General features: G+C 72.9%; 29 protein-coding genes. 12 read left to right on the top strand and 17 right to left on the bottom strand.

What is annotated here, in order from left to right; translation table 11 throughout:
* Positions 1-84: 84 nt before the first annotated feature.
* From ACZ6MA_RS06030 to ACZ6MA_RS06040, 3 genes are all read left to right on the top strand, one after another.
* The gene (locus ACZ6MA_RS06030; RefSeq protein ID WP_469431447.1) at positions 85-1,236 is read left to right on the top strand and encodes a uroporphyrinogen-III synthase; all 1,152 of its coding nucleotides are present in this window, start codon (positions 85-87) and stop codon (positions 1,234-1,236) included.
* The gene (locus ACZ6MA_RS06035) at positions 1,233-2,030 is read left to right on the top strand and encodes a sirohydrochlorin chelatase (RefSeq protein WP_469431449.1); all 798 of its coding nucleotides are present in this window, start codon (positions 1,233-1,235) and stop codon (positions 2,028-2,030) included. Before ACZ6MA_RS06030 ends, ACZ6MA_RS06035 begins: the two co-directional genes overlap by 4 nt.
* Before the next feature lie 100 nt (positions 2,031-2,130).
* Positions 2,131-2,781 carry a LysE family translocator gene (locus ACZ6MA_RS06040; RefSeq protein ID WP_469431450.1) on the top strand — a complete coding sequence of 217 codons (651 nt, stop codon included), beginning with the start codon at positions 2,131-2,133 and terminating at the stop codon, positions 2,779-2,781.
* Positions 2,782-2,818: 37 nt separating this feature from the next.
* Here ACZ6MA_RS06040 and ACZ6MA_RS06045 read toward each other — a convergent pair whose 3' ends face one another.
* The 11 genes from ACZ6MA_RS06045 to ACZ6MA_RS06095 form a co-directional block, all read right to left on the bottom strand.
* Entirely contained in the window at positions 2,819-3,871 is a 1,053-nt protein-coding gene (locus tag ACZ6MA_RS06045; protein WP_469431452.1) for a questin oxidase family protein, read from the bottom strand.
* A gap of 130 nt (positions 3,872-4,001) precedes the next feature.
* Entirely contained in the window at positions 4,002-4,277 is a 276-nt protein-coding gene (locus tag ACZ6MA_RS06050; protein WP_469431454.1) for a gas vesicle protein K, read from the bottom strand.
* A complete protein-coding gene (locus tag ACZ6MA_RS06055; protein WP_469431455.1) occupies positions 4,274-4,486 on the bottom strand; it encodes a gas vesicle protein in 213 nt (70 codons plus the stop codon). Before ACZ6MA_RS06055 ends, ACZ6MA_RS06050 begins: the two co-directional genes overlap by 4 nt.
* Positions 4,483-5,319, bottom strand: coding sequence for a GvpL/GvpF family gas vesicle protein (locus ACZ6MA_RS06060; RefSeq protein ID WP_469431456.1), 837 nt, complete (start codon positions 5,317-5,319; stop codon positions 4,483-4,485). Before ACZ6MA_RS06060 ends, ACZ6MA_RS06055 begins: the two co-directional genes overlap by 4 nt.
* The gene (gene gvpJ / locus ACZ6MA_RS06065; protein ID WP_469431457.1) at positions 5,316-5,660 is read right to left on the bottom strand and encodes a gas vesicle protein GvpJ; all 345 of its coding nucleotides are present in this window, start codon (positions 5,658-5,660) and stop codon (positions 5,316-5,318) included. The genes ACZ6MA_RS06060 and gvpJ overlap by 4 nt, the downstream gene beginning before the upstream one ends.
* A complete protein-coding gene (locus ACZ6MA_RS06070; protein WP_469431459.1) occupies positions 5,657-6,754 on the bottom strand; it encodes an SRPBCC family protein in 1,098 nt (365 codons plus the stop codon). Before ACZ6MA_RS06070 ends, gvpJ begins: the two co-directional genes overlap by 4 nt.
* On the bottom strand, positions 6,747-7,307 hold the full coding sequence (locus ACZ6MA_RS06075; protein ID WP_469431461.1) for a DNA primase: 561 nt from the start codon (positions 7,305-7,307) through the stop codon (positions 6,747-6,749). The genes ACZ6MA_RS06070 and ACZ6MA_RS06075 overlap by 8 nt, the downstream gene beginning before the upstream one ends.
* Positions 7,304-7,540 carry a gas vesicle protein GvpG gene (locus ACZ6MA_RS06080; protein WP_469431463.1) on the bottom strand — a complete coding sequence of 79 codons (237 nt, stop codon included), beginning with the start codon at positions 7,538-7,540 and terminating at the stop codon, positions 7,304-7,306. The genes ACZ6MA_RS06075 and ACZ6MA_RS06080 overlap by 4 nt, the downstream gene beginning before the upstream one ends.
* 6 nt (positions 7,541-7,546) lie before the next feature.
* The gene (locus ACZ6MA_RS06085) at positions 7,547-8,263 is read right to left on the bottom strand and encodes a GvpL/GvpF family gas vesicle protein (RefSeq protein WP_469431465.1); all 717 of its coding nucleotides are present in this window, start codon (positions 8,261-8,263) and stop codon (positions 7,547-7,549) included.
* Positions 8,260-8,694, bottom strand: a complete 435-nt coding sequence (locus tag ACZ6MA_RS06090) for a gas vesicle structural protein GvpA (RefSeq protein WP_469431467.1) — start codon at positions 8,692-8,694, stop codon at positions 8,260-8,262. Before ACZ6MA_RS06090 ends, ACZ6MA_RS06085 begins: the two co-directional genes overlap by 4 nt.
* A gap of 75 nt (positions 8,695-8,769) precedes the next feature.
* On the bottom strand, positions 8,770-9,102 hold the full coding sequence (locus ACZ6MA_RS06095; protein WP_469431468.1) for a gas vesicle protein GvpO: 333 nt from the start codon (positions 9,100-9,102) through the stop codon (positions 8,770-8,772).
* 186 nt (positions 9,103-9,288) lie between these two features.
* Here ACZ6MA_RS06095 and ACZ6MA_RS06100 point away from each other — a divergent pair, with 186 nt between their 5' ends.
* Complete coding sequence (locus tag ACZ6MA_RS06100) at positions 9,289-10,401, top strand: alpha/beta hydrolase family protein (protein ID WP_469431470.1); 1,113 nt, start codon at positions 9,289-9,291, stop codon at positions 10,399-10,401.
* 184 nt (positions 10,402-10,585) lie between these two features.
* On the top strand, positions 10,586-11,860 hold the full coding sequence (locus tag ACZ6MA_RS06105; protein WP_469431471.1) for a glycosyltransferase: 1,275 nt from the start codon (positions 10,586-10,588) through the stop codon (positions 11,858-11,860).
* 12 nt (positions 11,861-11,872) lie between these two features.
* On the opposite strand, the gene ACZ6MA_RS06110 is transcribed toward ACZ6MA_RS06105, so the two are convergent.
* Positions 11,873-12,196, bottom strand: a complete 324-nt coding sequence (locus ACZ6MA_RS06110; protein WP_469431472.1) for a DUF6087 family protein — start codon at positions 12,194-12,196, stop codon at positions 11,873-11,875.
* Positions 12,197-12,437: 241 nt separating this feature from the next.
* Between ACZ6MA_RS06110 and ACZ6MA_RS06115 the strand changes: the two genes are divergently transcribed.
* A complete protein-coding gene (locus tag ACZ6MA_RS06115) occupies positions 12,438-14,480 on the top strand; it encodes a D-alanyl-D-alanine carboxypeptidase family protein (protein ID WP_469431473.1) in 2,043 nt (680 codons plus the stop codon).
* A gap of 99 nt (positions 14,481-14,579) precedes the next feature.
* Here ACZ6MA_RS06115 and ACZ6MA_RS06120 read toward each other — a convergent pair whose 3' ends face one another.
* Together ACZ6MA_RS06120 and ACZ6MA_RS06125 are read right to left on the bottom strand one after the other, a co-directional pair.
* A complete protein-coding gene (locus ACZ6MA_RS06120) occupies positions 14,580-15,803 on the bottom strand; it encodes a GDSL-type esterase/lipase family protein (RefSeq protein ID WP_469431475.1) in 1,224 nt (407 codons plus the stop codon).
* 104 nt (positions 15,804-15,907) lie between these two features.
* On the bottom strand, positions 15,908-16,444 hold the full coding sequence (locus ACZ6MA_RS06125) for a TerD family protein (RefSeq protein WP_469431477.1): 537 nt from the start codon (positions 16,442-16,444) through the stop codon (positions 15,908-15,910).
* A 159-nt stretch (positions 16,445-16,603) separates the two neighbouring features.
* On the opposite strand from ACZ6MA_RS06125, the gene ACZ6MA_RS06130 reads away from it, so the two are divergent.
* A complete protein-coding gene (locus tag ACZ6MA_RS06130; RefSeq protein ID WP_469431478.1) occupies positions 16,604-17,371 on the top strand; it encodes a polysaccharide deacetylase family protein in 768 nt (255 codons plus the stop codon).
* A 174-nt stretch (positions 17,372-17,545) separates the two neighbouring features.
* Entirely contained in the window at positions 17,546-19,366 is a 1,821-nt protein-coding gene (locus ACZ6MA_RS06135; protein ID WP_469431479.1) for a cholesterol oxidase substrate-binding domain-containing protein, read from the top strand.
* Here ACZ6MA_RS06135 and ACZ6MA_RS06140 read toward each other — a convergent pair.
* A complete protein-coding gene (locus ACZ6MA_RS06140; RefSeq protein WP_469431480.1) occupies positions 19,314-19,520 on the bottom strand; it encodes a cold-shock protein in 207 nt (68 codons plus the stop codon). The genes ACZ6MA_RS06135 and ACZ6MA_RS06140 overlap by 53 nt on opposite strands.
* 228 nt (positions 19,521-19,748) lie before the next feature.
* Here ACZ6MA_RS06140 and ACZ6MA_RS06145 point away from each other — a divergent pair, with 228 nt between their 5' ends.
* The 3 genes from ACZ6MA_RS06145 to ACZ6MA_RS06155 all read left to right on the top strand — a co-directional run bounded on the left by ACZ6MA_RS06145 (position 19,749) and on the right by ACZ6MA_RS06155 (position 22,248).
* Positions 19,749-20,135 carry a hypothetical protein gene (locus ACZ6MA_RS06145; RefSeq protein ID WP_469431482.1) on the top strand — a complete coding sequence of 129 codons (387 nt, stop codon included), beginning with the start codon at positions 19,749-19,751 and terminating at the stop codon, positions 20,133-20,135.
* A gap of 3 nt (positions 20,136-20,138) precedes the next feature.
* Complete coding sequence (locus ACZ6MA_RS06150; protein WP_469431484.1) at positions 20,139-20,900, top strand: histone deacetylase; 762 nt, start codon at positions 20,139-20,141, stop codon at positions 20,898-20,900.
* Positions 20,901-21,024: 124 nt separating this feature from the next.
* Positions 21,025-22,248 (top strand): FUSC family protein, encoded by a 1,224-nt coding sequence (locus ACZ6MA_RS06155; RefSeq protein WP_469431485.1) that lies wholly within the window; start codon positions 21,025-21,027, stop codon positions 22,246-22,248.
* A 70-nt stretch (positions 22,249-22,318) separates the two neighbouring features.
* On the opposite strand, the gene ACZ6MA_RS06160 is transcribed toward ACZ6MA_RS06155, so the two are convergent.
* Positions 22,319-23,566, bottom strand: coding sequence for a serine hydrolase domain-containing protein (locus tag ACZ6MA_RS06160; protein ID WP_469431487.1), 1,248 nt, complete (start codon positions 23,564-23,566; stop codon positions 22,319-22,321).
* 190 nt (positions 23,567-23,756) lie between these two features.
* The gene (locus tag ACZ6MA_RS06165; protein WP_469432256.1) at positions 23,757-25,511 is read right to left on the bottom strand and encodes an MFS transporter; all 1,755 of its coding nucleotides are present in this window, start codon (positions 25,509-25,511) and stop codon (positions 23,757-23,759) included.
* A gap of 168 nt (positions 25,512-25,679) precedes the next feature.
* Between ACZ6MA_RS06165 and ACZ6MA_RS06170 the strand changes: the two genes are divergently transcribed.
* Positions 25,680-26,345, top strand: coding sequence for a hypothetical protein (locus ACZ6MA_RS06170; protein WP_469431489.1), 666 nt, complete (start codon positions 25,680-25,682; stop codon positions 26,343-26,345).
* The last annotated feature ends 62 nt before the right edge of the window (positions 26,346-26,407 follow it).

Below are 26,407 nucleotides of genomic sequence, written 5' to 3' on the forward strand. Positions count from 1 at the left end.
TGCGGTAACAGAGCGGCCGGGGATCTCACCCGGGTGTGACGGCGAGGCAATCCGGTGGAAACACCGGGCGCGGAGGCTGCACTCATGAGGACTACCCGCACGGCCACCGCGCCACTGAACGAATCGCCCGTGGGGCCGCTGACGGGCTTCACCATCGGGGTCACGGCCGCACGTCGTCGCGAGGAGCTGGTGGCGCTGCTGCGCCGGCGCGGTGCCCGGGTCATCGAGGCGCCCGCGCTCAGCATCGTCCCGCTGGAGGACGACACGGCACTGCGCCGGGCCACCGAGCGGTGCCTCGCCGGGCCGCTGGACTACATGGTGGCCACCACGGGGCTGGGCTGGCGCGGCTGGATGAGCACCGCCGAGGGGTGGGGCGTCGGCGCGGACCTCACGCGGCTGTGCCGCGGCGCCACCGTCATCAGCCGGGGGCCGAAGGCCACCGGGGCGGTGCGGGCGAGCGGCGTCGACGAGGCCTACTCCCCCGCCTCCGAGGCCAATCACGAGCTGCTGACGTGGCTGCTGGCCCGGGATCTGCGCGGCCGGCGGGTGGCGATCCAGGAACACGGGGCGCCGCTCGACGGCTTCGCCGCGGCATTGCGCGAGCGCGGCGCGGAGGTCATCGAGGTACCGGTCTACCGGTGGGGTCCGCCTCAGGACCCCGAGGCGCTGCGGAGGCTGGTGGAGGCGACCGTACGCGGCGAGGTGCACGCCCTGACCTTCACCAGCGCCCCGGCGGTGGTCGCCCTGCTGGAGACGGCCGCCGCCCTGGGCCGCCGCGACGCGTTGCTGGCGGCGCTGCGCGGGGACGTGCTGGGGGTGTGCGTGGGGACGGTCTGCGCACGGCCGCTGCTGGAGCTGGGACTTCGGCCGCACTGCCCGGAGCGGGGCCGGCTGGGCTCGCTGGTGCGCACCCTCGGTGACGTCCTGCCGGGGCGCGGCCGGCTGGAACTCCTGCCCCCGCCCGGGCGGTTGGTGCTCCAGGGCAACGCGCTGCTCCACGACGGCACGGCGGAGTGGCTGCCACCGCTGCTCGCCGCCCTGCTGCGGGCCCTGGCCGAACGGCACGGCCATGTGCTCAGCCGCGGTGAACTGCTGCGCCGGGTCTGGCCGGACGCCCGCGCCGACGAGCACGCGGTGGAGGTGGCGATAGCCCGCCTGCGGTCGGCCCTGGGGCCGCACGCGGGCCTGGTCCGTACGGTGCCCAAGCGCGGCTACCGGCTGGTGGGGGCCGGATGACCGCCTCTCGTGCCCCGCGCACCCCGGTGCTGGTCGCCGTCGCCCACGGCACGCGGGACCCGGCGGGCATCCGGACCGTCCGGCGGCTCCTGGGGCAGGTGCGGAGACTGCGGCCGGGGCTGCGGGTGCGGGCCGGCTTCCTCGACCACGGCGCTCCCGGCCTGGACGAGACCCTCGAAGGGCTGCGCGACACCCCCGTCGTGGTGCCGCTGCTGCTGGGCACCGGCTACCACGTCCGCACCGACATCCCCGCCGCCCTGGCCACCGCCGGATTCGTGCGGGCTCCCGTGGCCCGGGTCCTCGGCCCGGACCCCTTGTTGGTGACGGCGCTCGCCGACCGGCTGCGCGAGGCCGGCCGGGCGGGGCACGCGCGGGGCGGGGCCGTCGTCCTCGCGGCCGCCGGCTCCCGCGACCCGGCGGCGAACGCCGCGACGGCCGAGACGGCGCGCTTGCTCCAGGCCCGGCTGGGCTGCCCGGTGGTGCCGTCGTACCTGGGCGGTGCGTCGGGCGGTGCGGCCCCCACGCCCGGTGAGGCCGTCGCCGCCCTGCGGGCACGGGGCCACCGGTGCACCGCGGTGGCCCCCTACCTGCTGGCGCCCGGGTTCTTCGCCCGGCGGGCGGCGGACTGCGGCGCGTGCGTCACCGGTGCGCCGCTGGGCGCGCACGAGGCCGTGGCCCGTCTGGTACTGCGCCGCTATGACGAGGCCCGGGCCGGAGCGGTTCCGCTCCTGGCGTCCGGCCGGCCGTCTCGGACCGCCCTCCTGCCACCCCGCACCAGCGCACTCCCCTGGTGAGGCGTCAGATCGCCCGCCGCCAAGGGAAGCATTTCAATCGATCAAGCGTTCCCTCCCCCGTGTCGGCATTATCAGGCGTTCGGAGACTGAGGAGACGTACATGGTCAGCATCAGCGCGATAGTGGGCATCGCGGTCGTGGCGTTCGGCATGGTGATCACCCCCGGGCCCAACATGATCTACCTGGTGTCCCGTTCGGTGTCCCAGGGATACCGGGCGGGGATGATCTCCCTCGCCGGGGTCGGGGTCGGCTTCCTCATCTATCTGGTGGCGGCGACCGCCGGGATCGCGGCGGTGTTCTCGCTCGTCCCGGAGATCTATCTGGCGTTGAAGCTGGCCGGTGCGGCGTATCTGCTCTGGCTGGCGTGGAAGGCCGTGCGGCCGGGCGGGTCGTCCGTCTTCTCCCCCCGTGAGCTGGAAGCCGACCGGCCCCGCAGGCTGTTCGGCATGGGGATGCTGACGTGCCTGCTCAACCCGAAGATCGCCATTCTGTACGTCTCGTTGCTGCCGCAGTTCGTCGAGCCGGAGAAGGGGCATGTGGCGGCGCAGAGCCTGGTGCTGGGTCTCACCCAGATCATCGTGGGTGTCGTCATGAACGGTGTGTTCGTGCTGACCGCGGGTTCGGTCTCCGCGTTCTTCTCCGGGCGCCCGCTGTGGGCCAGGATCCACCGCTACGCGATGGGCACCGCGCTGGCCGCCTTCGCGGTGCGGATCGCCGCCGACCGTTCGCGTGCCGTGGTCGCCGCTCCCTGACGAGCGCCCGCCCGGGGCGGGCGGGCCCGGCATGGTGTCAGCCGTCCGCCTCGATCAGCCGGACCGCCTTCAGGGCGGCCGACAGGGCGCGGCTGTCACCGTCCTGGCTGGTGGCGGCCACGTCCAGGGCCGTGTCCGCGAACTTGATGGCGTGCGCGTCGCCACTTCGGGCGGCCTCCTCGAAGACCTCCTCGGGGGTCATCGAGGAGGCGTCGGGGGACACCGGCCGGGGGGTGTGCGCGGCGTAGACGGAGGTGATGGCCGCGCTCACCGTCCAGGCCACGGTGAACGAAGGGCCCCACAGTTCGTGCGGGAGGGCGGGCAGGGTGCGCAGCACCGCGCTCGGCGCGGTCGCGGCGTGGACCAGCATGACCGGGTTGCCGTGGCCGTACGCGCCGTAGTGGAGGGTGGCCGCCCGTACGAGGGCGGTCAGTTCGTCGTGAACGGCCTGCGGGGCCGTGGGGACGTGCAGGGATTCCGCGGCCCGCGACCAGCCCGGGGTGCCGGGCAGCAGCTGGTACCGCTCCACCGGGGGCCCGCTCGGGTCGGTGGCGCGGGGCAGGGCGGCGAGAGCCTCGGCGGGCGTGGACCGGCCGGAGGGGCGCACGGACACCGGAAGTCGCGTGTGCCGGGCCGCCCAGTACCCGAGCGCGTGGGCCAGTTCGGCGACGCGTGGTGTGTCGTCGCCCTCCGCCAGAAGGGTGCGTACGGCGTGGCCGACGCGGATCACGGGGTGCGCGGCGGCACCGGCGATACCGGGCAGCAGCCGCGGCCACCACTCGGCCAGTACCTCCCGCCAGGGGCGCACGGCCACCTGGCGGGAGAAGTACGTGGTCCAGTCGGTGACCCGGCGCGGATCCCCCAGCGCCTCCCGCCACGTGCCCTCGGAGATCCGGGCCCGCGGGCCCGGGACGTCCTCCAGCCTCGTCTCGTACGCGTCGAGCCAGCGGTGGACGGCGTCGGCCCGGCCCCGGCGGGCCAGGGCCTCCACCGTCATCGGTCCGTGGTTGCTGAGATATCCCCGGTACTCGGGACCGGAGGCGTGCAGTCGTGCCAGGGCTTCGTCGAGTGTCCCGTTCGCTGTGTCCATGGCCCGAGGCTAGGTCGGCGGCCGCCCCGGCCGTAACGGGCCCGGGCCCTACTCCGGTGGTCGTACACCGTGCGACGCCCCGGGCCGGCCCCGGGTCGCATCCGGGCCGGTTCCGGGCGTCGGTTCCGGGTCAGTCCCGGGGCAGGAGGGGGCCCAGCGGGCCGAGGTCGATGTTCAAGTCCTCGGGCCGGAGCCCGAACCTCTCCCGCAGGATCGTCATCCGGTCCTCCAGCAGCATCAGCGTGATGCCGATGCGCTCCTCCTGGTCCGCGGCGAGGTCACCGATCTCCACCCGGCGCAGTGCCTGGCGCTCCATCAGCTGCCGGAGCAGTTCGAGCACGGTGAGGACCAGTTGCGCCAGATCGCGTTCCACCGTGTCGGGGCCGAGTTCCACCCGTCGGCTCATACGCCCTCCTCCTCGTCGTCGAACGGCTCGAAAGGCGAGGCGACCTTGGGTCCGATCGAGCTGATCAGCGCGTTCAGGTCGATGCGTACCAGGTCGACGTCGGCGATGCGCAGGGTGAGGTCCCCGGTGAGCACCACGCCGCCCGCCAGCAGCCGGTCGAGCAGGTCCACGAGGCTCACCTCGCGTTGTCCGTGCGGGGCGAGGCTCATCGTCCCTCGCTTCCGTCGTGGGCCGGGTCGCGGGCCACATCGGCGAACGAATACGGCGCCCAGGGGCCCGTCAGCTCGACCCGGATCCCGGTGCTCCGTTCCCCGAGCCGCCGTACCTCTTCGACGAACGCCTCGCTCTGCTCACGCGGCAGGAGATAGGCGGCGTTGAGGACGTTGCCGCGCGGCACACCGGGCAGCCGGGCGTCCTGCAGCCGGTGCACGCGGACGTCCTCCGCGCGCCGGGACAGCTCCTCGTGGAGCTGCCGGGAACCGGTGTCCGCCTCCGCCAGGATGCTCGACCGGGCATTGCGCTGCCGCAGCCGCTGCCGCAGGTAGTCCCGGCCCGAGGCCGCACCCGGCTGCCCCGACTGGCTCGATGGCCCTGCCGGATTCGTCTGCCCCGCCGGTTCGGGGTCCTCGCGTGGCGCTTCGGGGGCTTCGCGCGCATAGGCCTTCACCCCCCATTCGACGCGCCCGTCCAGGCGCTCCAGGGACCGGGTGAAACGCTCGCGCCCGGAGTCGAGGAGACGCCGCACCCCCTCGTCGTCGTTGCAGACCGTGGCCAGACGCAGCGGCAGCGGGGAGGTGACCGCGGTGAGGGACCCGATCACGGCTTCGTGGGCGCGGGCCGTCGCGGTGAGCCAGTCGAGGTCCTCCAGCCGGGCCCGCAGCGGTTCCTCGGCGAAGTCGTCGGCCGGTACGTCACCGACGACGGCGAGGAGGCCGTCGTGGGCCAGCAGCCGAGGGGCCCCACCGCCGACTCCCACCAGACCCTCGGGCAGGGCGGTGTCGAACGGGCGGGTCACGGCGTATACGTAGCACAGCTTCGTCATCGCGATTCCTCCCGTTCGGCCGACGCGTCGGACGTCCCCGCCTCCAGAGCCGCGATCCGCTCCCTCAACCTCTCGTTCTCTTCGGCGAGTTCACGCCGCCGGGCGCCGCTCGACAGGGAGGGGTCGGTCTCCCACCAGTCGATCCCCATCTCCTTCGCCTTGTCGACCGAGGCGACGACCAGGCGGAGCTTGATGGTGAGCAGTTCGATGTCGAGAAGGTTGATACGGATGTCCCCGGCGATGACGACGCCCTTGTCCAGGACGCGTTCCAGGATGTCGGCGAGGTTGGCGCTCGCCCCGTCGGGGACGTAGGGGTCGGGGAGTCGGCTCGGCATCGTCATCGACGGCTCTTCCGGCCGCGGCGTCCGCGCTCGTCCTCGTCGGCGTCGCCCTCGTCGGCATCCTCGTCAATGTCTTCGGCGGCGTCTTCGGCGTCAATGTCGTCGTCCTCGTCGAGGTCTTCCTCGACGCCCTGGTCGTCCTCGTCCTCGTATGCGTCGTCGTATTCCGCTTCCTCGGCCTCCCCGGCTTCGTCGTCGGCCTCGTCGGCGTCCTCGGCGGCGTACGACTCCTCGTCGTCCGCCGGCGGGTCGTCGTCCTCCCGGACGACCTCCCCGTCGCGGATCTCCTCGCGCCGGCCCTCCTCCGCCTCGCCGCGCAGTGCGATGTAGCGCGCGAAGTTCTTGAGGTCGAGGCGTGCCCGACGGCCCTGGGCACGCCAGATGTTGCCGGTCCGCTCGAAGAGCCCCTTGGGGTAGTACTCGATGACCAGCAGGATCCTGGTGAGGCTCTCGGCGAGCGGGTGGAAGGTGACGACGCCCTTGCCCGTGCCCTTCGCGCTCCGGGCCGTCCAGGCGATCCGCTCGTCGGGTATCTGCTCGGTGGTGTGTGCCGTCCAGTGGCGGCTGGACCAGAAGACCTTGAGGTCCCATTCGGAGCCGGTGTCGTCCACGGCGCCGGCGTCCTCGACGCCTTCGGCGAAGGCCGGGAAGTCCTGGTACCGGGTCCACTGGTCGTAGGCCACCCGGACCGGCACGCCGACGTCGACGGACTCCATGACGACGGTGGGTTTGCGCCCGCCGCCCTTGCGTCCCTGCTTGCGGAGCCCGCCGCCGGCCTTTCCGATGCCCTTGACCATGTCCTTCGCGCCGTCCTTCAGGCGCGCGGCCCCGATCTCCACTCCGGCCCGCAAGGGGCCCTTGCCCTCGGCGAGTTTGCGGCCGCCGTCGAGGGCCAGCCGGGCGAAGCCCGGGCTGCGGCCCTCCGCGATGTCGTTGAGCTTGACGGTGCTCTCGCCGAGCTTGCGGCCGAGACCCGCCAGCGCGCGTTCGGTCTGCGCGAGCGCGTAGTCGCGCAGTTCGGCTTTGAGGCGGTCGGCCGTCTTCGCGTCGACGGTCCCCAGCAGGCCCTTCCCCGCGCTCTTGGTGTCAGTCACGGGACCGGCCTCCCTTGGACGGGGCCGCCCTGCGGGCCGCGGGCTTCTTCTTCGGACTCTTCGGAGCCTGCTTCTTCGCGGCCTGCCGGGCCGCCGGCTTGCGGGCGGGCTTGCGCACCCGCTCCTCCTCGCCCTTGCCCTCGTCGGCGTCCTCGTGCTCGTCCTCGTGCTCGTCGGCCGCCTCGGGCTCGTCCGTCTCCTCGTCCGGCTCCTCCTCGTCACGAGCGGGGGCGACGCCGGAGACGCGGTCCCGCACGTCGAGGGTGCTCTCGTGCAGCCGGTCCGCCAGCGCGTCGATGCGGCGGTTGACGAGGGCGCCGGTGGCGGCCTTGCCCACACCGCGCAGATCCTTGCGCAGCTGGTCACCGATCTCCTTGAACTGCGGGTTGTCGCGCAGCCGGTCGGTGACGAACTCGGTCAGGGCACCCGGCCCGAGGTTCATGCGTTTGCCCATCACCAGCGTGCCGACGGTGAGGGCGAATTTCGCCTTCTTGGTACGTCCCAGCAGATAGCCCGCGCCTACGGCGAGCCCCAGTGCCGTCCTGTTGTTCATGTCGACGGTTTGCCTTTCTCCAGTCTGTCGAGGAGCTCGTCCTCGCGGCGGTCGAACTCGGCCTCGTCGATCTCGCCCGCCTCCAGCCGCTCCTCGAGGACGGCGAGTTCACGCGTCACGGCCGACGGGTCGTAGTACTGCCGCTCGGCCTCGGCGGCCACCCGTCCGAGCACCCAGAGGGTGCCGCGGATGGGTGCCGCCGGGAGCAGGAACAGTTCACCCAGCAGGCCCATGGGACGTCACTCCACGAAGCTGTAGGGCGGAAGCGGATCGCTGAGCCGCACCTCGAGCTGGGGGTTGTCCTTGATCAGCGCGTCGACGGCGGCGAGGAACCGGTCCGTGTCGGCGCGGGCGACCAGACACGAGACGCTCACCAGCCAGCCGGTGGAGGCGGGGCCGCGGCTGACGGCCGTGGCGGCGCCCGTGAGCGTGTCGTGGACGAGTTCGGCGTCGCGCGTCTCGCGCTGCTGGACGGCGGCCACGATGCGCTCACCGAGCTGGATCTTCTGCTCGTACGTCCCGCCGCCCGCCGCCCGGTTGGCCTCGGTCAGGGCACGCAGCTCGGCGTTTTCCGCGAGCACCTGGTGCAGCACGACGTCCTCGTTGTGCGAGGCCTTCACGTTGTACTCGACCTTGTCGTGGAGGGCGGTGAGCCGCTCCTCGAAGTGCTCCGCGCGCTCCGCCAGGACCGACTTCACCGCGGCGTCGTCAGGTGAGACGCCACCGAAGCGCATCGGCAGTACCGGGCCCGTCGCGGCGGCGTGGGTGAGGACGCGCTGATGGGCCAGCAGGTCACGGCGCTTGGGCCGCAGATCCTCGGGCGCGTCGCTGACCAGCGCGATGAGGTCCCCCTCGGCCAGGGTGCGGACCGGTCGCGGCGGGTCGCCGACACCGGCGAGTTCCGCGTCGGGGCTGGGGTGCGAACGGCGCGCGATGCCGTAGACGTAGGTGCTCACTCCTGCTCCTCCTTCCTGCGGCTCGACGTGCTGCGCCGGGCGCGCGGCTTGGCTTCCGAACGGCTCTCGCCCTCGTCACGGGCCTGCTGGAAGGCGTCCGAGACGGTCTGGGCGGCGCCCGACAGGGCGCCCTTGGTCTTGCCGCGGGCACCGGACTCGGTCATGTCGCCGACGATCTCCGGCAGGCCGGGGCTCCGGTTCGGGCCGGCCTCCAGGTCGAGCCGGTTACATGCCTCGGCGAACCGCAGATAGGTGTCGACGCTCGCGACGACGACCCGTATGTCGATCTTCAGGATCTCGATGCCGACGAGCGAGACACGCACGAAGGCGTCGATCACGAGGCCTCGGTCGAGGACGAGTTCCAGGACGTCGTAGAGTCCACTGGTACCGCCGCCGCCACCGCGGCCTTGTTGTGCCGGAACAACACTCATGCCGTCCGGTCCTCCTTTGACTGGTCGGTGTGCGCGGGACGTGCGTGACGCCCTGCGGTCGAGGGGACCGAGCCGCTAGGAAGGGTCCGCTTTCCCGCGCTCGTAGCGCCGGACGCGCTTGTACGTGGTGAGTTCGCCGTCCGGCCCGAGAATGACTTCGTAGGTCGCGAGCAGGCTCATCGTGTCGGGGACGCGGGCGAGTTCGAGAACCTCGACCCGGACGACCCAGCCGTCCTCCGCCTGTTCGAAGGAGGACACCGATTCCGGTGGGGTGCCGGTGAGTTCGGTGAACTGTGCCCGGGCGAGCCGCAGGATTTCCACGGCGGACGGCGGGCGCCCCTTCTCGGCGCTCCGCTCCTTCCCCGCGCCGTTCCCCGAAGCGTCGGAGCCGTGCGCTGTGTTCGTCATATCGACCTCGCCCACCGCGTTACCCGTCGGGGAGTGCTCAAACATGGCGCCCCGTGCGTCGGGGCGGTGCGGAGGTGAGGTTGCGTAGGGGTGTCCATACGCGCCGCGTACCCACGCTCGTCATCGGTACGCCGCGTAACCACCCCCCTTGTCCCGGGGGATCACGGCCCGTCGTAGCGTGTGATCATGTCTCGTCTTCCGTTGCGGTCGGCCGCCGCGTGCTTCGCCCTCCTGTCCGCCCTCCTGGGGGGAATACCGTCCGCCGCGGCGGCGCCCCCACCGTCCTCGCCGGTGCTGCCCGCCCCCACCGGGAAGCAACTGATCGGCACCAAGTCCCTGCATCTGGTGGACACCACCCGGACCGACCCGTGGAAGCCGGAGGCGGGCCACCGTCAGCTGATGGCTTCCTTGTGGTATCCGGCCCTGCGGCCCTCCGCCCGCCCGGCCCCGTACGCGTCCGCCGCGCTGTCCACCGCCGTGTTCGGCACCGACGCGCTCGCGACCGTGCGCACCCATGCCACCGTGGACGCCCCCGCGGCGCCCGGTGCCCGCCCGCTGGTGGTCCTCTCCCCCGGTTTCGGCATGAGCCGTCTCACGCTGACCTCCCTGGCCGAGGAACTGGCGGGCCGCGGTTATGTGGTGGCCACGCTGGACCACACCTACGAGGCCCCGGTGGAGTTCCCCGGCGGCCGGATCGAACCCTGTCTGACCTGTGGGCACTTGGACGCCGGCCGCGTCGTGCCCAACCGGGTCAAGGACATCGGCTTCCTGCTCGACCGGCTGACCCGGCCGGGCACCGGCGTCCCCGTCGATGCCGGCCGCATCGCCGTGGCCGGGCACTCCATCGGCGGCGCGAGCGCCGTCGAGGCCCTGGGCACGGACCGGCGCGTCGACGCCGCGGTCAACATGGACGGTGACTTCTTCACCGCCCCGCCGGCGCGCGATGTGCACCGCCCGGTGCTGCTGTTCGGCGCCCAGCGGTCCGGCGGGCCCGTGCCCGACGCCAACTGGAGCGAGCGGCGACGGCACTTCTCCGGCTGGCAGCGCTGGCTCGACGTGCCCACCGGCGGCCATATGACGTTCACCGATGTGCCCTGGCTGGACGGCCGGTTCGACCTCGGCGGGCAGATTCCGGAAAACCAGCGGGGCCGGGCCTTCGGCACCCTCGCCGGGGACCGTGCGGCCCCCGTCATCCGGGCGTACGTGGCCGCCTTCATGGACCGGCATCTGCGCGGCCGTCCGAGCCCGCTGCTGAACCGGCCCTCGGCCGCCTACCCCGAGGTCCGCTTCGTCAAGTAGCGCGTTCGCCACGTAGCGCGCCACGGCGGCACGACGGCTCCCGGGGGCGGGCCGCCCGCGTGCCGTCGTGCCCGTGGCGGTGCGCGGGAGCCCGGTGGAAGCCGACGGGTGCCGGGGCACGGATTCCGGCGGGTCCCGCCGACTCGGTGGTACACCGGTGCGCCGCTCCGCGATACTGCCTGCCATGCGACTCCTGATCGCGACCGGCGGGTCCCGTGGCGACGTGGCCCCCTACACCGGGCTCGGTGTCCGTCTGCGACAAGCCGGGCACGAGGTGACCATCGCCACCCACGACGGCTTCGCCGGTCTCGTCCGGGAGGCCGGGCTGGGTTTCCGCTCCCTGCCCGTGGATCCGCGCGCCCAGCTCGCCTCCGCCGCCGGGCAGCGCGTCCTGCACGCCGGGACCGGACCGCGGGCCATCATGGAAATGCTGCGCGTGGCCCGCGTCATCATGCCCGCCCTGGGACGGGGCCTGCTCGACGCGGCCCGGCAGGGCACCGATCTGCTGCTGCTGACGACCACCACCATGCCGCTGGGGCTGCCCGTCGCCGAGGCGCTCGGCGTGCCCGCCATGGGGCTCTTCCTCCAGCCGCTCACCCCCACCCGCGAGTTCCCGCACGTGCTCACCGGAACCCGCTCCCTGGGCCGCCGGGGCGATCTGCTCGTGGGCCACGCCGTCCAGGCGTTCGCCGACCGGCTCCTCACGCCCACCGTCCGCGGACTGCGCGAGGACCTCGGGCTCCCTGCCCTCGGCGCCGGTGCCGAACGCCGACGGGCCGTCCGGCGGGGCATGCCCGTCCTGCACGGCTTCTCCCCGAGTGTGGTGCCCCGGCCGGCCGACTGGCCGTCGTGCCTGCGGGTGACGGGCTACTGGTGGCCGTCGCCGCCGCCGGACTGGCAGCCCCCGCCACGGCTGGTCGACTTCCTCGCGTCGGGGCCGCCGCCGGTGTATGTGGGCTTCGGCAGCCTGGTCGTCGCGGACGCCGAACGGCTGGGCGCCCTCATCGGGTCCGCCCTGCGGACGGCCAAGGTCCGCGCGGTCGTCCAGACCGGCTGGTCGGAGCTGTCGGTGGCGGGGGACGACGTGCTGGCCGTCGACGACATCCCGCATCACTGGCTCTTTCCGCGGATGGCCGCGGTCGTTCACCACGCGGGTGCCGGCACCACCGCGGCCGGGCTGCGGGCCGGCGTGCCCGCCGTCCCCGTACCGGCGCAGTTGGACGCCGCCTTCTGGGCTCACCGGCTGACCACTCTGGGGGTCGGGCCCGGGCCCGTCCCACTGGCGCAGTTGTCCGCCGGCCGGCTGGCGGCGGCCCTGCGACGGGCCGTGGCGGAGCCCGCCTACCGCCACCGGGCCCGGGCGCTCGCCGCGCGGATCAACGCCGAGGACGGCGCGGCGCGGGTCGTGGCGGCCGTGGAACGGCTGTCCGTCGCCCACGGGGCGCGCGCGGGCCGGTGAGGCGGCGGCCCGTCAGATCTCCCGGCGGTCGGTGGGCTCCGGCTTCCGGTGCTTCCCGGGCGGTTTCCCCGGGGCCGGGCGGTCCCACTCCCCCGCCGGTTCCCCGGCGGGCTCCGCGGGATGGAGGAGGCCCCGCGCCGCGGCCAGATCGTCCGCGACGGTCACCGGGGTCCACGCGTAGCCGTCCCACTGCTCGATGACGCGCGGAGCCTGGGGATGCACATGGAATCCGCGGTGCCGCCCCGGACCCAGCGGCACCGCGCGCAGTCGCCCCTTCTTGCGTTCCCGGTCCGCCTCGCGCCGCCGCGCCCAGTCCCTCAGGGGTTCCTCGTCCATCGCGCCAGCATGGCGCAGCCGCCCTCGCTCCCGCCACCGGTTGCCCGACGTCGCGGAGGCCGGTCGGGGAATACCCCCTTCATGATCAGATAGGGGTTTTCCACGGGGAACCAGAAGGTATGTCCGCCCGTCTTGTACGCCGACGGGGCGCGCGGGAGTCCACCATGCCCGCCACGGCCCCGGGACGCGGATCCTCATCAACAACACAGGCAAGGCAGTGCGGCGTATGAAAGAGCTGTCGGTGACGAGCGAGTCCCCCGACGAGTCGAAGCAGGACCGGGCCCAGGCGGGGCCCCCGCAGGCGCCGTCCGCCCCAAAGGCACCGGAGGCGGCAGCCGAGCGCCCGGGGCAGGGGGGCGACGCGCCGAAGGCCGAGGCCGGGGCCCGGGCCGCGGCACCGCGCCCGGTGACGGAGGACGACGCTCGCACCGACCGGGGTCCGCGCGCCGACCCCCGGCGCTCGCTCTCGGCGGGCACGGATACGCCGACGGCGGGCGAAGCTCCGTCGAGTGCCGCGAAGGAACCGGCCGGGCCCCGGCAGACGCCTCGCTGGGCGACGGGCGGGACCGACACGGCGGCGGAGGAGACGACGGTGCTCCCCGCCGTCGGCGCGGGAGAGGACACGAAGGAAGACACGGGAACGGACGCGGAGACAGGCGCGGGAACAGGCCAGGGGGAAGAGGCAGGGGAAGACGGCGGGGACGACACTGCCCGGACCCCGGGCACCGGTGCGAAGCGCCCGGTGCCCGGGGCCGCGCCGAGCGGCGGCGCTCCCCGGCCGGCCGCGCCGAAGCCCGACCGGCCCGCGCCCGTGACGTCGGCACCGGAACCACCGGTGCGGCGGCAGCCCGAGCCGGTCACCCCGCCCCGGCCTCCGGCGGCCGGCACCCCCGGCCGCGCGGCGGCGGGCCCCGGCCCGGCCGTCGCTCCCGCCCCCGCCGACGCCGCCCGGCCGGGCGCGCTGTCCGGGCCCGAGCAGCCGGAGCAGCGGCCGAAGCCCCCGCTCGACCTGCTGGCGCAGTTGACCAACACCCCGGCCCCGCCGCGGACACCGACGCGCTCGGTCGTCCGGCGGTTGCGGATCTGGGGGCCCGTGGTGGTGGTGCTCGCGGTCGGTGTGGTGACCGCGCAGTTGCTGCGGCCGCTGCCGGAGCCGACGCTCGCTCTGGAGGGTTCGGCGTCCTACACGTTCCGGGGTGACGCCTTCTCCGTGCCGTGGCCCGACCACGGGCAGTCCGCGGCGAAGGTCGTGGGCGCCGGCAGCCTGGGGACGTCCGGTGAGCAGAAGCCCATGCCGACCGCGAGCGTCGCCAAGGTGATGACGGCGTATGTGATTCTCAAGGACCACCCCCTCAAGAAGGGCGAGAGCGGGGAGCAGATCACGATCGACGCCCAGGCGGAGGCGGATTCCGCGAAGACGGACGAGTCGAGGGTGCCGCTCAAGGAGGGGCAGCGGTTCACGCAGGAGCAGATGCTCCAGATGATGATGATCCCCTCCAGTAACAATGCCGCCCGGCGGCTGGCACGCTGGGACGCGGGTTCCGAGGACGCGTTCGCCGAGAAGATGAACAAGGCCGCCCGGGAACTGGGCATGAAGGACACGGTCTACACCGACCCCAGCGGCTTGAAGGAGTCGACCAAGAGCACCGCCGTCGACCAGCTCAAGCTGGCCGAGGCCGTCATGCGGAACGAAGTCTTCCGAAAGGTCGTCCGGACGCCCAGCGCCACGATCCCCGGCCTGAAGGAACCGATCTACAACAACAACGCGCTCCTGTCCACGCAGCCGGGCACGGCCGGCATCAAGACCGGTTCGAACACGCCGGCCGGTGGTGCGCTGATGTGGGCGGCCTACCGGACGGTGGACGACAAGGACCAGCTGATCCTCGGAGTGACGATGGATCAGCGCATGGCCGGCGGGGATTCCAACGCCCATCTCAAGCGCGCGCTGGACAACAGCCAGAAGGTGATCGCGGGCATCCGCGACGCCCTCGTCTCCGCCACCGTGGTGAAGAAGGGCCAGGTCGTCGGGTACGTCGACGACGGGCTGGGCGGCAGGACCCCGCTGGTGGCCACCGCCGATCTCAAGAGCGCCGGCTGGCCGGGGCTCAAGCCCACCTTCAAGCTCGCCGACGGCGGCCGGGCCGTTCCGCACGAGGCCAAGGCCGGTACCGAGGTCGGTGTGCTGACGGTGGGCGACGGGCCGGGCGCGGCGAAGGTGCCGGTGGCGCTGCGGAAGGATTTGAGCGAACCGGGCTTCGGCTCGAAGCTCGTACGACTGGGGTGATGTCCCGGCCCCCCGCTCCCGTGGTGCTCCGACCGTGATCGGAGCACCACGGGAGCGGGCGTTTCAGCCCCGCCGGGCGTTTCAGCCGCGCCGGGCGTTTCAGCCGCGCCGGGCAGCCAGCGGGCCGTCGGCTCCGAAGGCCAGGGCGGCGAAGCGTTCGCCGATGCGGCGGTGTGCGGCGGCGTCGGGGTGGAGCCGGTCGGGCAGCGGCAGTTCGGCGTGGTCCGCCTCACCGTAGAGTTCGCGGCCGTCGAGGTAGTGCAGATTCGGGTCCTCGGCCGACCGCTGCTCCACGATGCGGGCCAGTTCGGCCCGGATGACGTTGAGGGTCAGCTTTCCGGCGGCCCGCTCCGCGGGGTCGCCCGCGGCCCGGAACCGGAGGTTTCCCGCGCCGAGGTCGCTGAAGTCCGGGGCGCTGGGGCCGGGGGTGTCCTCGTGGATGGGGCACAGAACGGGCGAGACGACCAGCAGCGGAGTGGTGGGGTGGCCCTCGCGGACGGTGTCGAGGAAGCCGTGCACCGCGGGGCCGAAGGCCCGCAGCCGCATCAGGTCGGTGTTGACGACATTGATGCCGATCTTGACGCTGATCAGGTCGGCGGGGGTGTCACGCAGGGCCCGGGCGGTGAACGGGTCGAGCAGGGCACTGCCGCTCAGGCCCAGGTTGGTCAGTTCCACACCGCCGAGGGAGGCGGCCAGCGCGGGCCAGGTCGTGCTGGGGCTCGCGGCGTTGGATCCCTGGCTGATCGAACTGCCGTGGTGCAGCCATTTCCTGCGGTCCCCGTCCGGCAGGGGCTCGACGGGGGCGTCGGTGCGCAGGGCGACCAGCTCGGTGATCTCGTTGTGCGGCAGCCAGATCTCCACGTCCTTGACGCGGTCGGGGAGGCCGGAGAACCGGACGGTACCGACCGGGCCGGGCCGCAGCTCCGCCGACCCGGTGGTCATGTCCACCATCAGGACGTTGCCGCCGGTCACACTGGCCTGCCCGGCGGGCCGGCCGTCGACCATCAGGTCGTACACGCCGTCGGGGCGGGGCGGAGCGCCCTGGTAGGCGTTCTTGGTGCGCAGCGCGTCCAGCTCGACGGTGGTGGCGCGCGTGCGGAACACCAGCCGTACGCCGGAGGGCTGGGACTCCGCCATGGTCAGTTGGCCGTCGGCGCACTGCGCACGGGCCCGGGCGGGCAGCCGGTGCGGCAGCACCCCCCGCTCGGTGCGCTCCAGATCCAGGGCACCGCGCACGAGGTCCGCGGTGAGGGGCGTGGTGACGTGATGGGCTGTCCGGGCCGCCGCGGGGGCGCCGGGTACATCGTCGAGCCGGTCGTTCATGAAGGCATTCTGCTGGTCGGACACCCGTTCTGCCCAATGACTTTTCGCCATACCCGGCGTGCGGGCCAGGCGTCCCGGGCCGGGCGGGGCTTTCCGGACCCGGCCTACGGCGAGGTCGGCTTGCGGCCCATCAGGGCGACGAAGGATTCCGGGTCGGCGTCGAATCCGTGGACGGCCTTGCGGAACACCCACTCGCCCGAGGAGCCCCGGGTGAACTCCGCGACGGTCGCCGCCGTGGCGTCGAGGACACCGACGAAGTCGTCGCTCACCAGCTCCGTGCGGTCCTCACGGACCCGGACGGCGGTGTTCGGCACCTCGCCGAACGTCTTCCGCCCCTCTCCCTGCTGAATGACCACGCCCACCACGACACGGACGAACCGGGGGGACAACCGGTCGAGCTCCAAGGTCATGGCCTCGTCGGTACCGAAGCCCTGACCGGTGCGGCTGTCCCTGTTGAGGGTGATGGTGCCGTCGGGCGACCGGCTGCCGAAGTGCACGACGTACTCGGGCTCACCGTACGGATCGCCCGCGGAGTAGGTCGCGGCGACGATGTCGAGGTCGTTGGCCGGTGTGCCCGTGGGACTCGGGTCCCACTTGAGCGTCACCTCGACCTTTGCGAGCCCCTTGTTGAGACCGCTCACGGACCTGCCTTCCTCGTACGGGACTGACGGGAGATGTGTCCGGGCTCAATTGTATCGCCCAGGGCACGAGTTGAGGCGGCCCGGACGGCCGCATCGGCGGCCGGTATCCGGCCGTGTCATGTCCTGGGGGCGCCGCGTTGGGTGGGTATGAACCGATCGATGACCCTCGCGGCACGGCTCCTCGCCACCCTGTCGGCCACGCTCGCCCTGGTCGTGGGGCCGGTGGGGGCGACCGGCGGCGCGGTGCGCGAGGTGCCCCCGGCGTCGGCGGACGGCGCCGACCCCGATCCGGTGCGGCGGCTGTTCGGCCGGGAGATCCGGCGGATCCCCACCACCCGGCCGGTGGTCGCCCTGACGTTCAACGCCGCGTGGGACGGAGCCGGGGTGGACACCGTGCTGAAGGTGCTGCGCGAGCGGCACGCCCCGGCCACGTTCTTCCTGACCGGGCAGTTCGCCGAACGCCACCCCGCGGTGGCCCGGGCGATGGCGGCCGGGCACGGCATCGGCAACCACTCCCACAGCCACCCGCGATTCGCCGAACTCACCCCACGTGAGGCGCAGGAGGAGGTGACACGGGCCGACCGGGCCCTTCGCGAGGCGACGGGAACGCAGCCGCTGCCGTTCTTCCGCTTTCCCTACAGCGCCACCACTGCGCAAGGGATCGCGGCGGTCAACGCCCTGGGCTTCGCGGACATCGAATTCAGCGCCGACACCAACGGCTACCTCGGTACGGCCGGCGGCATGACGGTCGAAAAGGCCGTCGACCGGGCCTTGGCCGCCCTGACGCCCGGGGAGATCGTCCAGATGCACGTCGGCAGCGCGGACGGCGGGCCCGTCCTCGACGCCCTGGCCCTGCCCCTGATCATCGACGCCGTCCGTGCCCGCGGCTACGAGATCATCGATCTGCGGACCCTCCTGGACACATGAGGCGGCCCGCGGCGCCTTCCCCTCCCGTTCTCTCCCGTTCTCATGAACTTTCCCCTGAACGGGGGAACATGAGCGGGCTCCGGCGCCCCCGGGGCAGGAACCGGGCTCTGATGGGCGGAAGGCGCTCAAGGGGAGCCGGCGCCGGCTCCCGATCCGATCGTGAGGAGCCGTCAGGTGCGAGAGCGACAGCCGGCCGACGGCGTGCCACGCCGCACCGTACTCGCCGCCCCGGTCGCGCTGGCCGGCGGCTGGACCCTGGCCGGCCGGGAGCCCCGGGCCGCCGCGGCCGCCGCGGCACCGCCCGGGTTCCCCGCTTCCCTCGGTCTGTACCGGGAGGTCTACGAGAACTGGGAGGGCGAGGTCCGGACGGACCCACTGTGGACCTGCGCCCCGCGCGACGCCGCGGAGGTGGTCGCGGTGGCCGAATGGGCCCGCAGCCGGGGCTGGACCGTACGGCCCCGCGGCGCCCGGCACAGCTGGGCACCGCTGACCGTGGCCGACGGGACACCGGCGGCGGCGAAGGTCGTCCTGGTCGACACGACCCGGCATCTGACGGCCGTGCGCATGGAGTCCCTCTCGCCGGCCACCGTGCGGGTCCAGCCCGGCGCGACCATGGACGCCCTGCTCGGCTTTCTGGAGCGGCACGGCCTCGGGCTCACCCCGGTGCCCGTCATCGGCGCCGTGACCGTGGGGGGAGTCCTCGCGATCGACGGGCACGGCAGCGTGGTCCCGCCCCACGGCGAGAGACGGATGCCGGGGCACGGCCACGGTTCGCTGAGCAATCTGGTGACCTCGCTCAAGGCCGTGGTGTGGGACGGCGCCGCGGGCGCTTACGTGGAGCGGACCTTCGAGCGGTCCCACCCCGACTGCGCGGTGTTCCTGACCCACCTCGGCCGGTCCTTCCTCACCGAGGTCACCTTGCGGGCGGGTGAGAACTACCGGCTCCGCTGCGTCAGCCATCTCGACGTACCGGCCACCGAGCTGTTCGCGCCGCCCGGGCAGGCCACCGCGGCCCGCAGTCTGGCCGGATATCTGGACCGCGCCGGGCGGGTCGTCGTCAACTGGTTCCCCTTCACCACCCACCCGTGGCTCCAGGTCTGGAGCGTCGCCCCGAGCCGCCCCCCGCTGTCCCGCCCGGTGGGCACCCCGTACAACTTCCCCTTCGTCAACGCCACCCCCCGCGACGTCTCCGAACTGGCCGAGCGGATCATCAAGGGCGCACCCGCGCTGACCCCGGCCCTCGGGCGGCTCCAGTACACCACCGTCGCGGCGGGCCTGACGGCCGGCCTGTCCTGGGACGTGTGGGGCTGGTCGAAGAACATCCTGCTGTTCCTCAAGCCGACCACCCTGCACTGCACCCTGTGCAGTTACGCGATCCTGACGAGCCGGGGCTCGGTGCAGCGCGTGGTCTCCGAGTTCGCCGCGTTCTACCAGCGGCTGCTGGAGGACTACCGCTCGCGCGGTCTGTTCCCGGTCAACGTCGGCGTCTGGCTGCGGGTCAGCGGACTCGACGACCCGGCCGAGGTCGGCGTGGCGGGCGCGCGGGCTCCCGCGCTCTCCGCGGTCCGCCCGCGCGAGGACCGCCCCGAGTGGGACACGGCGGTCTGGGTGGAGGTCGCCACCTTCGCGGAGACCCCCGGGTCACACTCCTTCTACCGGGATCTGGAGGCGTTCTACCACCGCACCTACGACGGCTCCTACGCGGCGCCGCGGGTGGAGTGGTCCAAGCGATGGGCGCACACGGCGGAGGGGGCCTGGCGCGATCCGGCGGTGCTGGGCGGGCGGATCCCCGAGTCCTTCGGCCACGGGCCGCACCCCACCTGGAACCGGGCGGTGGCCACGCTCGACGGCTACGACCCGTACCGCGTCTTCACCACCCCCCTGACGGACACCCTGCTGCGGGCGGGCCCGCCGGGCGGCTCCCGGCCGGCCCGCCCGGGGCTCAGTCCTGCGGGACGACGTTCTCCGCTTGCGGGCCCTTCGGCCCCTGGGTGACGTCGAACTCCACGTGGGCGCCTTCCAGCAGCTCCTTGTACCCGGTGGTCTGGATGGCTGAGAAGTGGACGAAAACGTCGGGACCGCCGTCGTCCTGGGAGATGAACCCGAATCCCTTGTCGGCGTTGAACCACTTCACCGTGCCTGTTGCCATGCCTCTTGCCTCTCATCCGAATCCGCGCGTGAACGAACGCGCGCCGGGGCGGCCTGTCGCTGCCGACCCCGGCCGTTCCCGACCTTTCCCCGCACAACGGCGAATTACGCCCTGGGGGTCGACACGGCCACGGATGGCCCTGTCGTGCTGCCGAGGCTCCTTTGCCCTCGTACGGTGGGAGTGGTTTTCCGGCCCGGCAGGGTCCCCGACGGCAGAGGAGCACGGGTGATGAGCGCCCCCGAGAGTGCGGATCACGTCAGTGTCCATCTGACCGACTGTGGGCACGAGGACGCGAACGTGGTGTTCGGCGCCTTGGAGAACGCGTTCCCCGAGGGCACCGGTCCGGCGCGGAGCGAGACCCGCGCGTCGCGGTCCACCGGGGAGAACCCGGTGGTCTGGTGCACGATCGTCGACGCCCGGACGCGCGGTGACGCGAAGTCCGTTCCCGCGCCCCTGACCGGTCCGGTCACGGTGGACCTCTTCGGTCCCGCCCACCCCGTGCGTGAGGTCCGGCAGAAGCTGGCCGCGGCCTTCGACGTCGAGGAGCACGGCACGGTGTCGGGCGAGCACGAGGTGGAACTCCGCCTCAGGCTGACGTCCCTGCGCGGGGACTAGGCCGTGTCCGGGGGAACGGCGGTCTCCCCGCGACGGCTCGAACCCCTGGGCGTGTTCACCGGGCCCGCCGGCCGTGTCTGGTACGCCGCCTACGGCTCGAACATGGATGCGCGGCGTCTGACGTACTACCTCGCCGGAGGCCGGCATCCCGACGGGGCGCGGACATACCCGGGTTGCGCGGACGCCCGGCAGCCCGAGCGTTCCTGCGCGGTACTGCTGCCGGGGATCGTGTACTTCGCCACCGAGTCGCCCGTCTGGGGCGGTGGCCGGGCCTTCTACGATCCCGACGCCGGGGGTGAGGCGCCGGCGCGCGCCTACCTCGTCTCGGTGGCGCAGTTCTCCGGCATCGCGGCCCAGGAGATGTACACGGACCCGGGGCCGGAGACGGATCTGCGGGAGGTGGTCGCGCACGGCCGGGCGCGGATCGGCCCGGGGCGGTACGAGACGCTGGTGTGCCCGGGGTTCCTGGACGGTCTTCCCGTTCTCACCTTCACCGCCCCCTGGGCCGTCGGCGAGGTGGCCGGCCGTCCCCCGTCCGCCGCCTATCTCCGGCATCTCGCCTCGGGTCTCATGGAGGCACACGGGTGGACCGCCGGGCAGGCGGCGGGGTATCTGGCCGGGCGCCCCGGGGCACGGGGGCACTGGACGTCCGCCGGTATCACCGCCGTTCTCCGGCCGCCCGTCTCTCCCGGCGCGGTCCCGCCCCCGTCCGCTCCCCCACGAGAAGCCGACAGGGGCCGGACGGGGCGCCCCGGCATGCTCTGAGCGCGGCCGGGGTGTGGGCGCCTCCGCCCGGGGTGGGAGCGCCGCCTGTCGCACGCGTGGAGCCACCCGGGTGGCTCCGAGTCGGACGGTGTCTGTGGTGCGGCTGAGAGGGAACAGGCACAGAGTGCCCGACCTCCCCGATCCCCTGACGACGCTCGTCCGGCGCGGCAGAGAACCCGCGGTCACGCAGACCGTGCGGTCCACCACGGCCGCGGTGATCTCCTATGTGGTGGCACTGTGGCTGAGCAGCGAGCCCGTGCCGCTGACGGCGCCGCTGACCGCCCTGCTCGTCGTCCAGGTCACCCTCTACTCCACGTTGACCACCAGCATCCGCAGGGTGAACTCCGTGGTGGTGGGGGTGTTCATCGCCATCGGCTTCTCCACCATGGTGGGGCTCACCTGGTGGAGCCTGGGGCTGATCATCCTGGCTTCCCTGGTGATCGGGCGGTTCGTCCGTGCGGGCGAGTTCGTTCCCGAGGTGGCGATCAGCGCCATGCTCGTCCTCGGGGTCACCCGGGTGGCGGAGAGTGCGTGGGACCGGGTGCTGGAAACGCTGATCGGCGCGGTCGTGGGGCTGTTGTTCAATGTCTTCTTCGCCCCTCCGGTGTGGGTGCAGCCGGCCAGTGAGGCCATCGAGCAGTTGTCGCGCCGGATGGGCCGGCTGCTGCGGCACATCGGTGACGAGGTCGGCGGCCGTACGACGGTCGCGGAGGCCGCGGCCCGGCTCTACGAGGCCCGTCGGCTGGACCACGACATCGTCGAGGTGGACGCCGAACTCCGGCAGGCCGAGGACAGTCTGCGGCTCAACCCCCGGGTCAAGGAGGGGCAGCTGTTCCGGGTGGTGCTGCGGACCGGTCTGGACGCCCTGGAGATCGCCGCCGTCGTGCTGCGGGTGACGTGCCGGTCGCTGACCGACCTCGCCAAGGAACGGACGGACGAGCCGTTGTTCGAGGAAGAGGTGGCGGCGGCGTTGAAGGAGGTGTTCGTCCACCTCGCCCTCGCCGTCGAGAGCTTCGCGGTGCTGATCACCACGCAGGTGAGCACCAACGCCGAGAACGCGGAGGACAGGCTGGTCAGCGAGCTGGCCGCGGGCCGCGCCAGCCGGGACCGGGCCGCCGATCTGCTCCTGGTGCGGGTGCTGGAGCACCCGCGTCAGTGGCAGCTGCACGGTGCGATCCTCACCGAGATCGACCGGATCCTGGACGAGCTGGACGTGGAGGAGCGGTCCCGGCGGCTGGTGGAGGAGCTCGACCGGCGGTCCCGGGAGCAGCAGGACAGGCATCCGGTGGTCGCCGGGTTCCGCCGTCGGGTGCGCACCAGCCGGTACGGCTGGCGGAGCAGCGCGTGAGCCTCCCCTTCCGGGCCGTCGGGCCGTGGCCGCCCGCGGGCGGGAAACGCTCGGAGCGGTTGTGTCCGTTCTATCCGTTCGAGCCGTTCGAGCCGAACGCGGCGGCCGCCAGACGGCCGGTGATCTTGGGTGCCGCGCCGTCGCCGAAGGAGTCGGTGCCCACGGCGTAGACGGCGCGACGGCTCAGGTCGGGGGTGGCGAAGACACCGCTCGCGTATCCGTAGTCGTGCCCGGTCTTGCCCCACATGAGCGTGCCGTCGGGCAGCGGGAAGGACATCAGGGCGACGCTGAAGCAGGCGGAGCCCTTGTCGCGTCCGGTGTTGCAGTTGGAGCCGTTGGCGTAGGGCAGGAGCTTGCCGTCCGCGTCGCGGGGAAGGGCGCGCAGCTCGGCGCTCTGGGCGGGGCGCAGCAGTCGGCCGGTGAAGAGGGCGGTCATGAAACGGTCGAGGTCGGCCGTCGTGGAAATCATCTGGGAGGGGTTGCCGCCCTGTTCGTTGACGTCGACGAGCGTGCCGTCGCCGGTGGGCAGGTATCCGGGCAGATAGGGGCGGGGCACCGTTCCGTTGCCCGCCGGTACCGAGGTGTGCCGCATGCCCAGCGGCCTCAGGACGCGGTCGGTGATCTCGCGCTTGAGGGAGTGGCCGGTGAGGTCTTCGATGAGCTTTCCGGCGACGCGGTAGCCGAAGGAGTTGTACTCCTGCTTGCTGCCGGGCGCGAAGTGCGGGCCGGGCCAGGCCCTGCCCCGGGGACGCAGCGTGCCCTGGATGACCTGGTCGAAGGTGAAGTAGTCGAAGCGGGTGGCGATCTGCTCGTCGCCGGTCGGTTCCGGTGCGCCCTCGAAGTCGCTGGGCAGACCGCTGGTGTGGTTGAGCAGTTGGCGGACGGTGATCGGCTGGAAGGTATCCGGCAGCAGCCCCGGAAGGTAGTGCTGAACCGTCCCGTCGAGGTCCACCCGTCCTTCGGCCGAGAGCTGCAGCAGCACGACCGCCTCGAAGGTCTTGGCGATGCTGCCGATTCTGAAGTGGGCCTTGTCGGATACCCGCTTGCCGGTGTGGACGTCCCCGGCCGCACCGCTCCACTTCTGCCCCGACGCGTGCACCAGAGCCACGGCACCGGTCGCCTGGTCGCCGGGCCGGATGGTGATCGCCTCACGCAGTGCCCCGGCGTCCAAGGAGGACCGTCCCGCGGATGCGGAGACCGAGGTGTGCGCCGGTGACGCGGCGTGGGCGGTGACGGACCCGCCCACGGTGGCGGCGACGGCGAGGACGGACAGGGCGAGGGCGGACAGCCGTGTCGTGCGGGGCGTGGAAGGGCTCATGCTGCTCTCCAGGAGGATCGGTCGGGTGCGCGGCGCCCATGACGCCGGCTCACTCGGCCGAGTCTCCCCGAGCATGATCATTCAGGTATCCGGGAACAGCCCTGACCCGACCCCGAGAGACCCCTGACGGATCCCCGGGCGGCGGCCTCCTCCCAGGTGCGCGACGCACCGTCCGCGTAGGCGTCCCGCGCTAATGTTTCGGACGGGCCGGGCCGTGCGGTCCGTGCGGGCCGTTCCCGCGTCGGCCGTTGAGGAAGGCGAACAGCGCGGCGGCAGCGGCGGTGACGGCACCCGCGGCGACGTACCGCCCACGGCCGGCCGGTTTCCGGGGCTCCCGCGCGGTGGCCCCTACGCCGGCGGGCCCGGGGACGGGGCCGGCGAACGCGCCGGCCGGTTCCGGGGCCGCCGGCACGGCGGGAGCGGCGCCGCCCTGGAGGTTCCGCAGGTCGGACGGGCGTACCTGGATGGCCAGCAGGGCGATCAGCGCGGCGATCACCGTGAACGCCGCCGCGGCGATGAAGGCCGCCGAGACGCCCGAGGTGAGCACCTGGTCCGCCCAGGGCCGTGGCAGCCGCCCGGTCCGCGCGAACCGGGCCCGTTCCGCCGCGGTGGCCTGCGCGAGGAAGCGCGGCACCTGGTCCTCGGCCTCGTCGCGGCTCACCGTGCCGAAGACCGTGACGAGGATGGACAGCCCCAGCGAACCACCCACCTGCTGGGTGGCGTTGAGCAGTCCCGAGGCCGCGCCCGTCTCGTGGGCGGGCACTCCTGAGACGGCCATCAGCGTCAGCGAGACGAACTCCATGCCCATGCCGAGGCTGAAGACGAGCATGGGTCCGAGGACGCTGCCCGCGTAGGTGGAGTGGATGTCCGTGAGCGTCAGCCAGGACAGTCCGGCCGCGGCCAGGATCGCGCCGGCCACCATGAACGGCTTCGGGCCGTACTTCGGCAGCAGTTGCGAGGCTGTTCCGGCACCCACCGCGATCACGGCGCTGACCGGCAGGAACGCCAGACCCGCCTGGAGGGGGCTGAAGTCCAGCACGTTCTGCACGAAGAGCGTGAGGAAGAAGAACATGCCGAAGATCGCCGCCGCCAGGCTCAGCATGATGCCGTACGTGCCCGCGCGGTTGCGGTCGGCGAACATCTTCAGCGGGGTGATCGGCTGCCGGGAACCGCGTTCGACCAGGATGAACACCACGAGCAGCACCACGGCCGCCCCGAACGAGGCCAGCGTGAAGCCGTCCAGCCAGCCGTCCTGCGCGGCCCGGATGAAGCCGTAGACGAGCAGGGCCATACCGAGGGTGGAGGTCAGCGCCCCGACGAGGTCGAACCGTCCCGGGCGGCGCTCGGACTCCTTGATGTGACGGGGCGTGGCGAGGGCGATGGCGAGTCCGATCGGCACGTTGACGTAGAGGACCCAGCGCCAGTCCAGCCATTCGACGAGCATCCCGCCCGCCAGCAGGCCGATGGCACCGCCCCCGGCGGAGACGGCGGCGAACACGCCGAACGCCCGGTTGCGGGCCGGGCCTTCGGTGAACGTGGTGGTGATCAGTGCGAGCGCCGTCGGCGAGGCGATGGCGCCGCCCACCCCTTGGAGGGCCCTTGCCGCGAGGAGCTGACCGGAATTCTGTGCCAGACCGCCGAGCAGTGACGCGAGCACGAACAAGAGCACGCCGAAGACGAACACCCGGCGACGGCCGAGGATGTCACCGGCGCGGCCGCCGAGGAGCAGCAGACCGCCGAAGGTGAGGGTGTAGGCGTTGATCACCCACGACAGGCTCGTGGTGGAGAAGTTCAGCGAACTCTGGATGTGCGGGAGCGCGATGTTCACGATGGTGATGTCCAGGACCACCATCAGCTGGCAGGAGGCGATGATGAGAAGGGCGATCCCGTTGCCGCTCCGCTTCGGGGGGCCGGCCCGCGCCCGGCTCGGATCGTTCGCGGCCATCGGCTGGGAGGTCGTCATGGCGCATCGTGCCTCACGACAGGGTCAGTGGACGTTTCGGCCCACTCAACCGAATGTAAGCCCGGGCCGTAGCCGCTACCAGTCGATCTAGGGGCGCCGGCCCGGGGCCGGTCGGCGCGGGTGACCGGAGGCCGTTGGTACCGTCGCGCCATGTCTGAAACACATGGTTGTTCCCGAGAGCCCGTCACCGCGGACGATGTGCGCCTGGCCGTCGCGCTGGCGGTGACCGCGTTGAGCGGTGCGCCCGCCGCGGACTGGAAGGCCAAGGCCGGTTCCCTGGACTGGGACTGCTGGGAGACCGTCGAGCATCTCAGCGACGATCTGTTCGCCTACGCCGCCCAGTTGGGGCCCGAGGCACCCCCGTTGGACGGCGAGATACCGTTCCTGTGGACCCCGCGGCGGCCGGGCGCGCCGGCCAATGTGATCGTCGCCGATCCCGCGGCCGGGCCCGCCGGGCTGCTGCGGGTGCTGGAGGCCACGGGCGCCCTGCTGGTGGCCATGGTGCGGACGGCGTCCCCCGAGGTCCGCGCGTACCACGCGTTCGGGATCGCGGACCCGGAGGGCTTCGCGGCCATGGGCGTCGTGGAGACGTTGCTGCACACGCACGACGTCGCCCAGGGGCTGGGGGTCGTCTGGGACCCGCCGGCCGGTCTGTGCGGCCGGGCGCTGGCCCGGCTGTTCCCCCACGCTCCGGCGGACACCGACCCTTGGCGCACCCTGCTGTGGGCGACCGGCCGCGCGGAGCTGCCCGGTCTGCCGCGCGTCACCCCTCCCTGGCGGTGGCACGGCGCTCCCCTGCCCGCCGAGGCCGCATAGGCGCCCGGCCCGGCGGGCCTGCGACCGCGGCCGCCGGTGCCTGCCGGGCGTGTCCTGCCGGG

It is taken from the genome of Streptomyces sp. NPDC042259 (assembly GCF_055582085.1).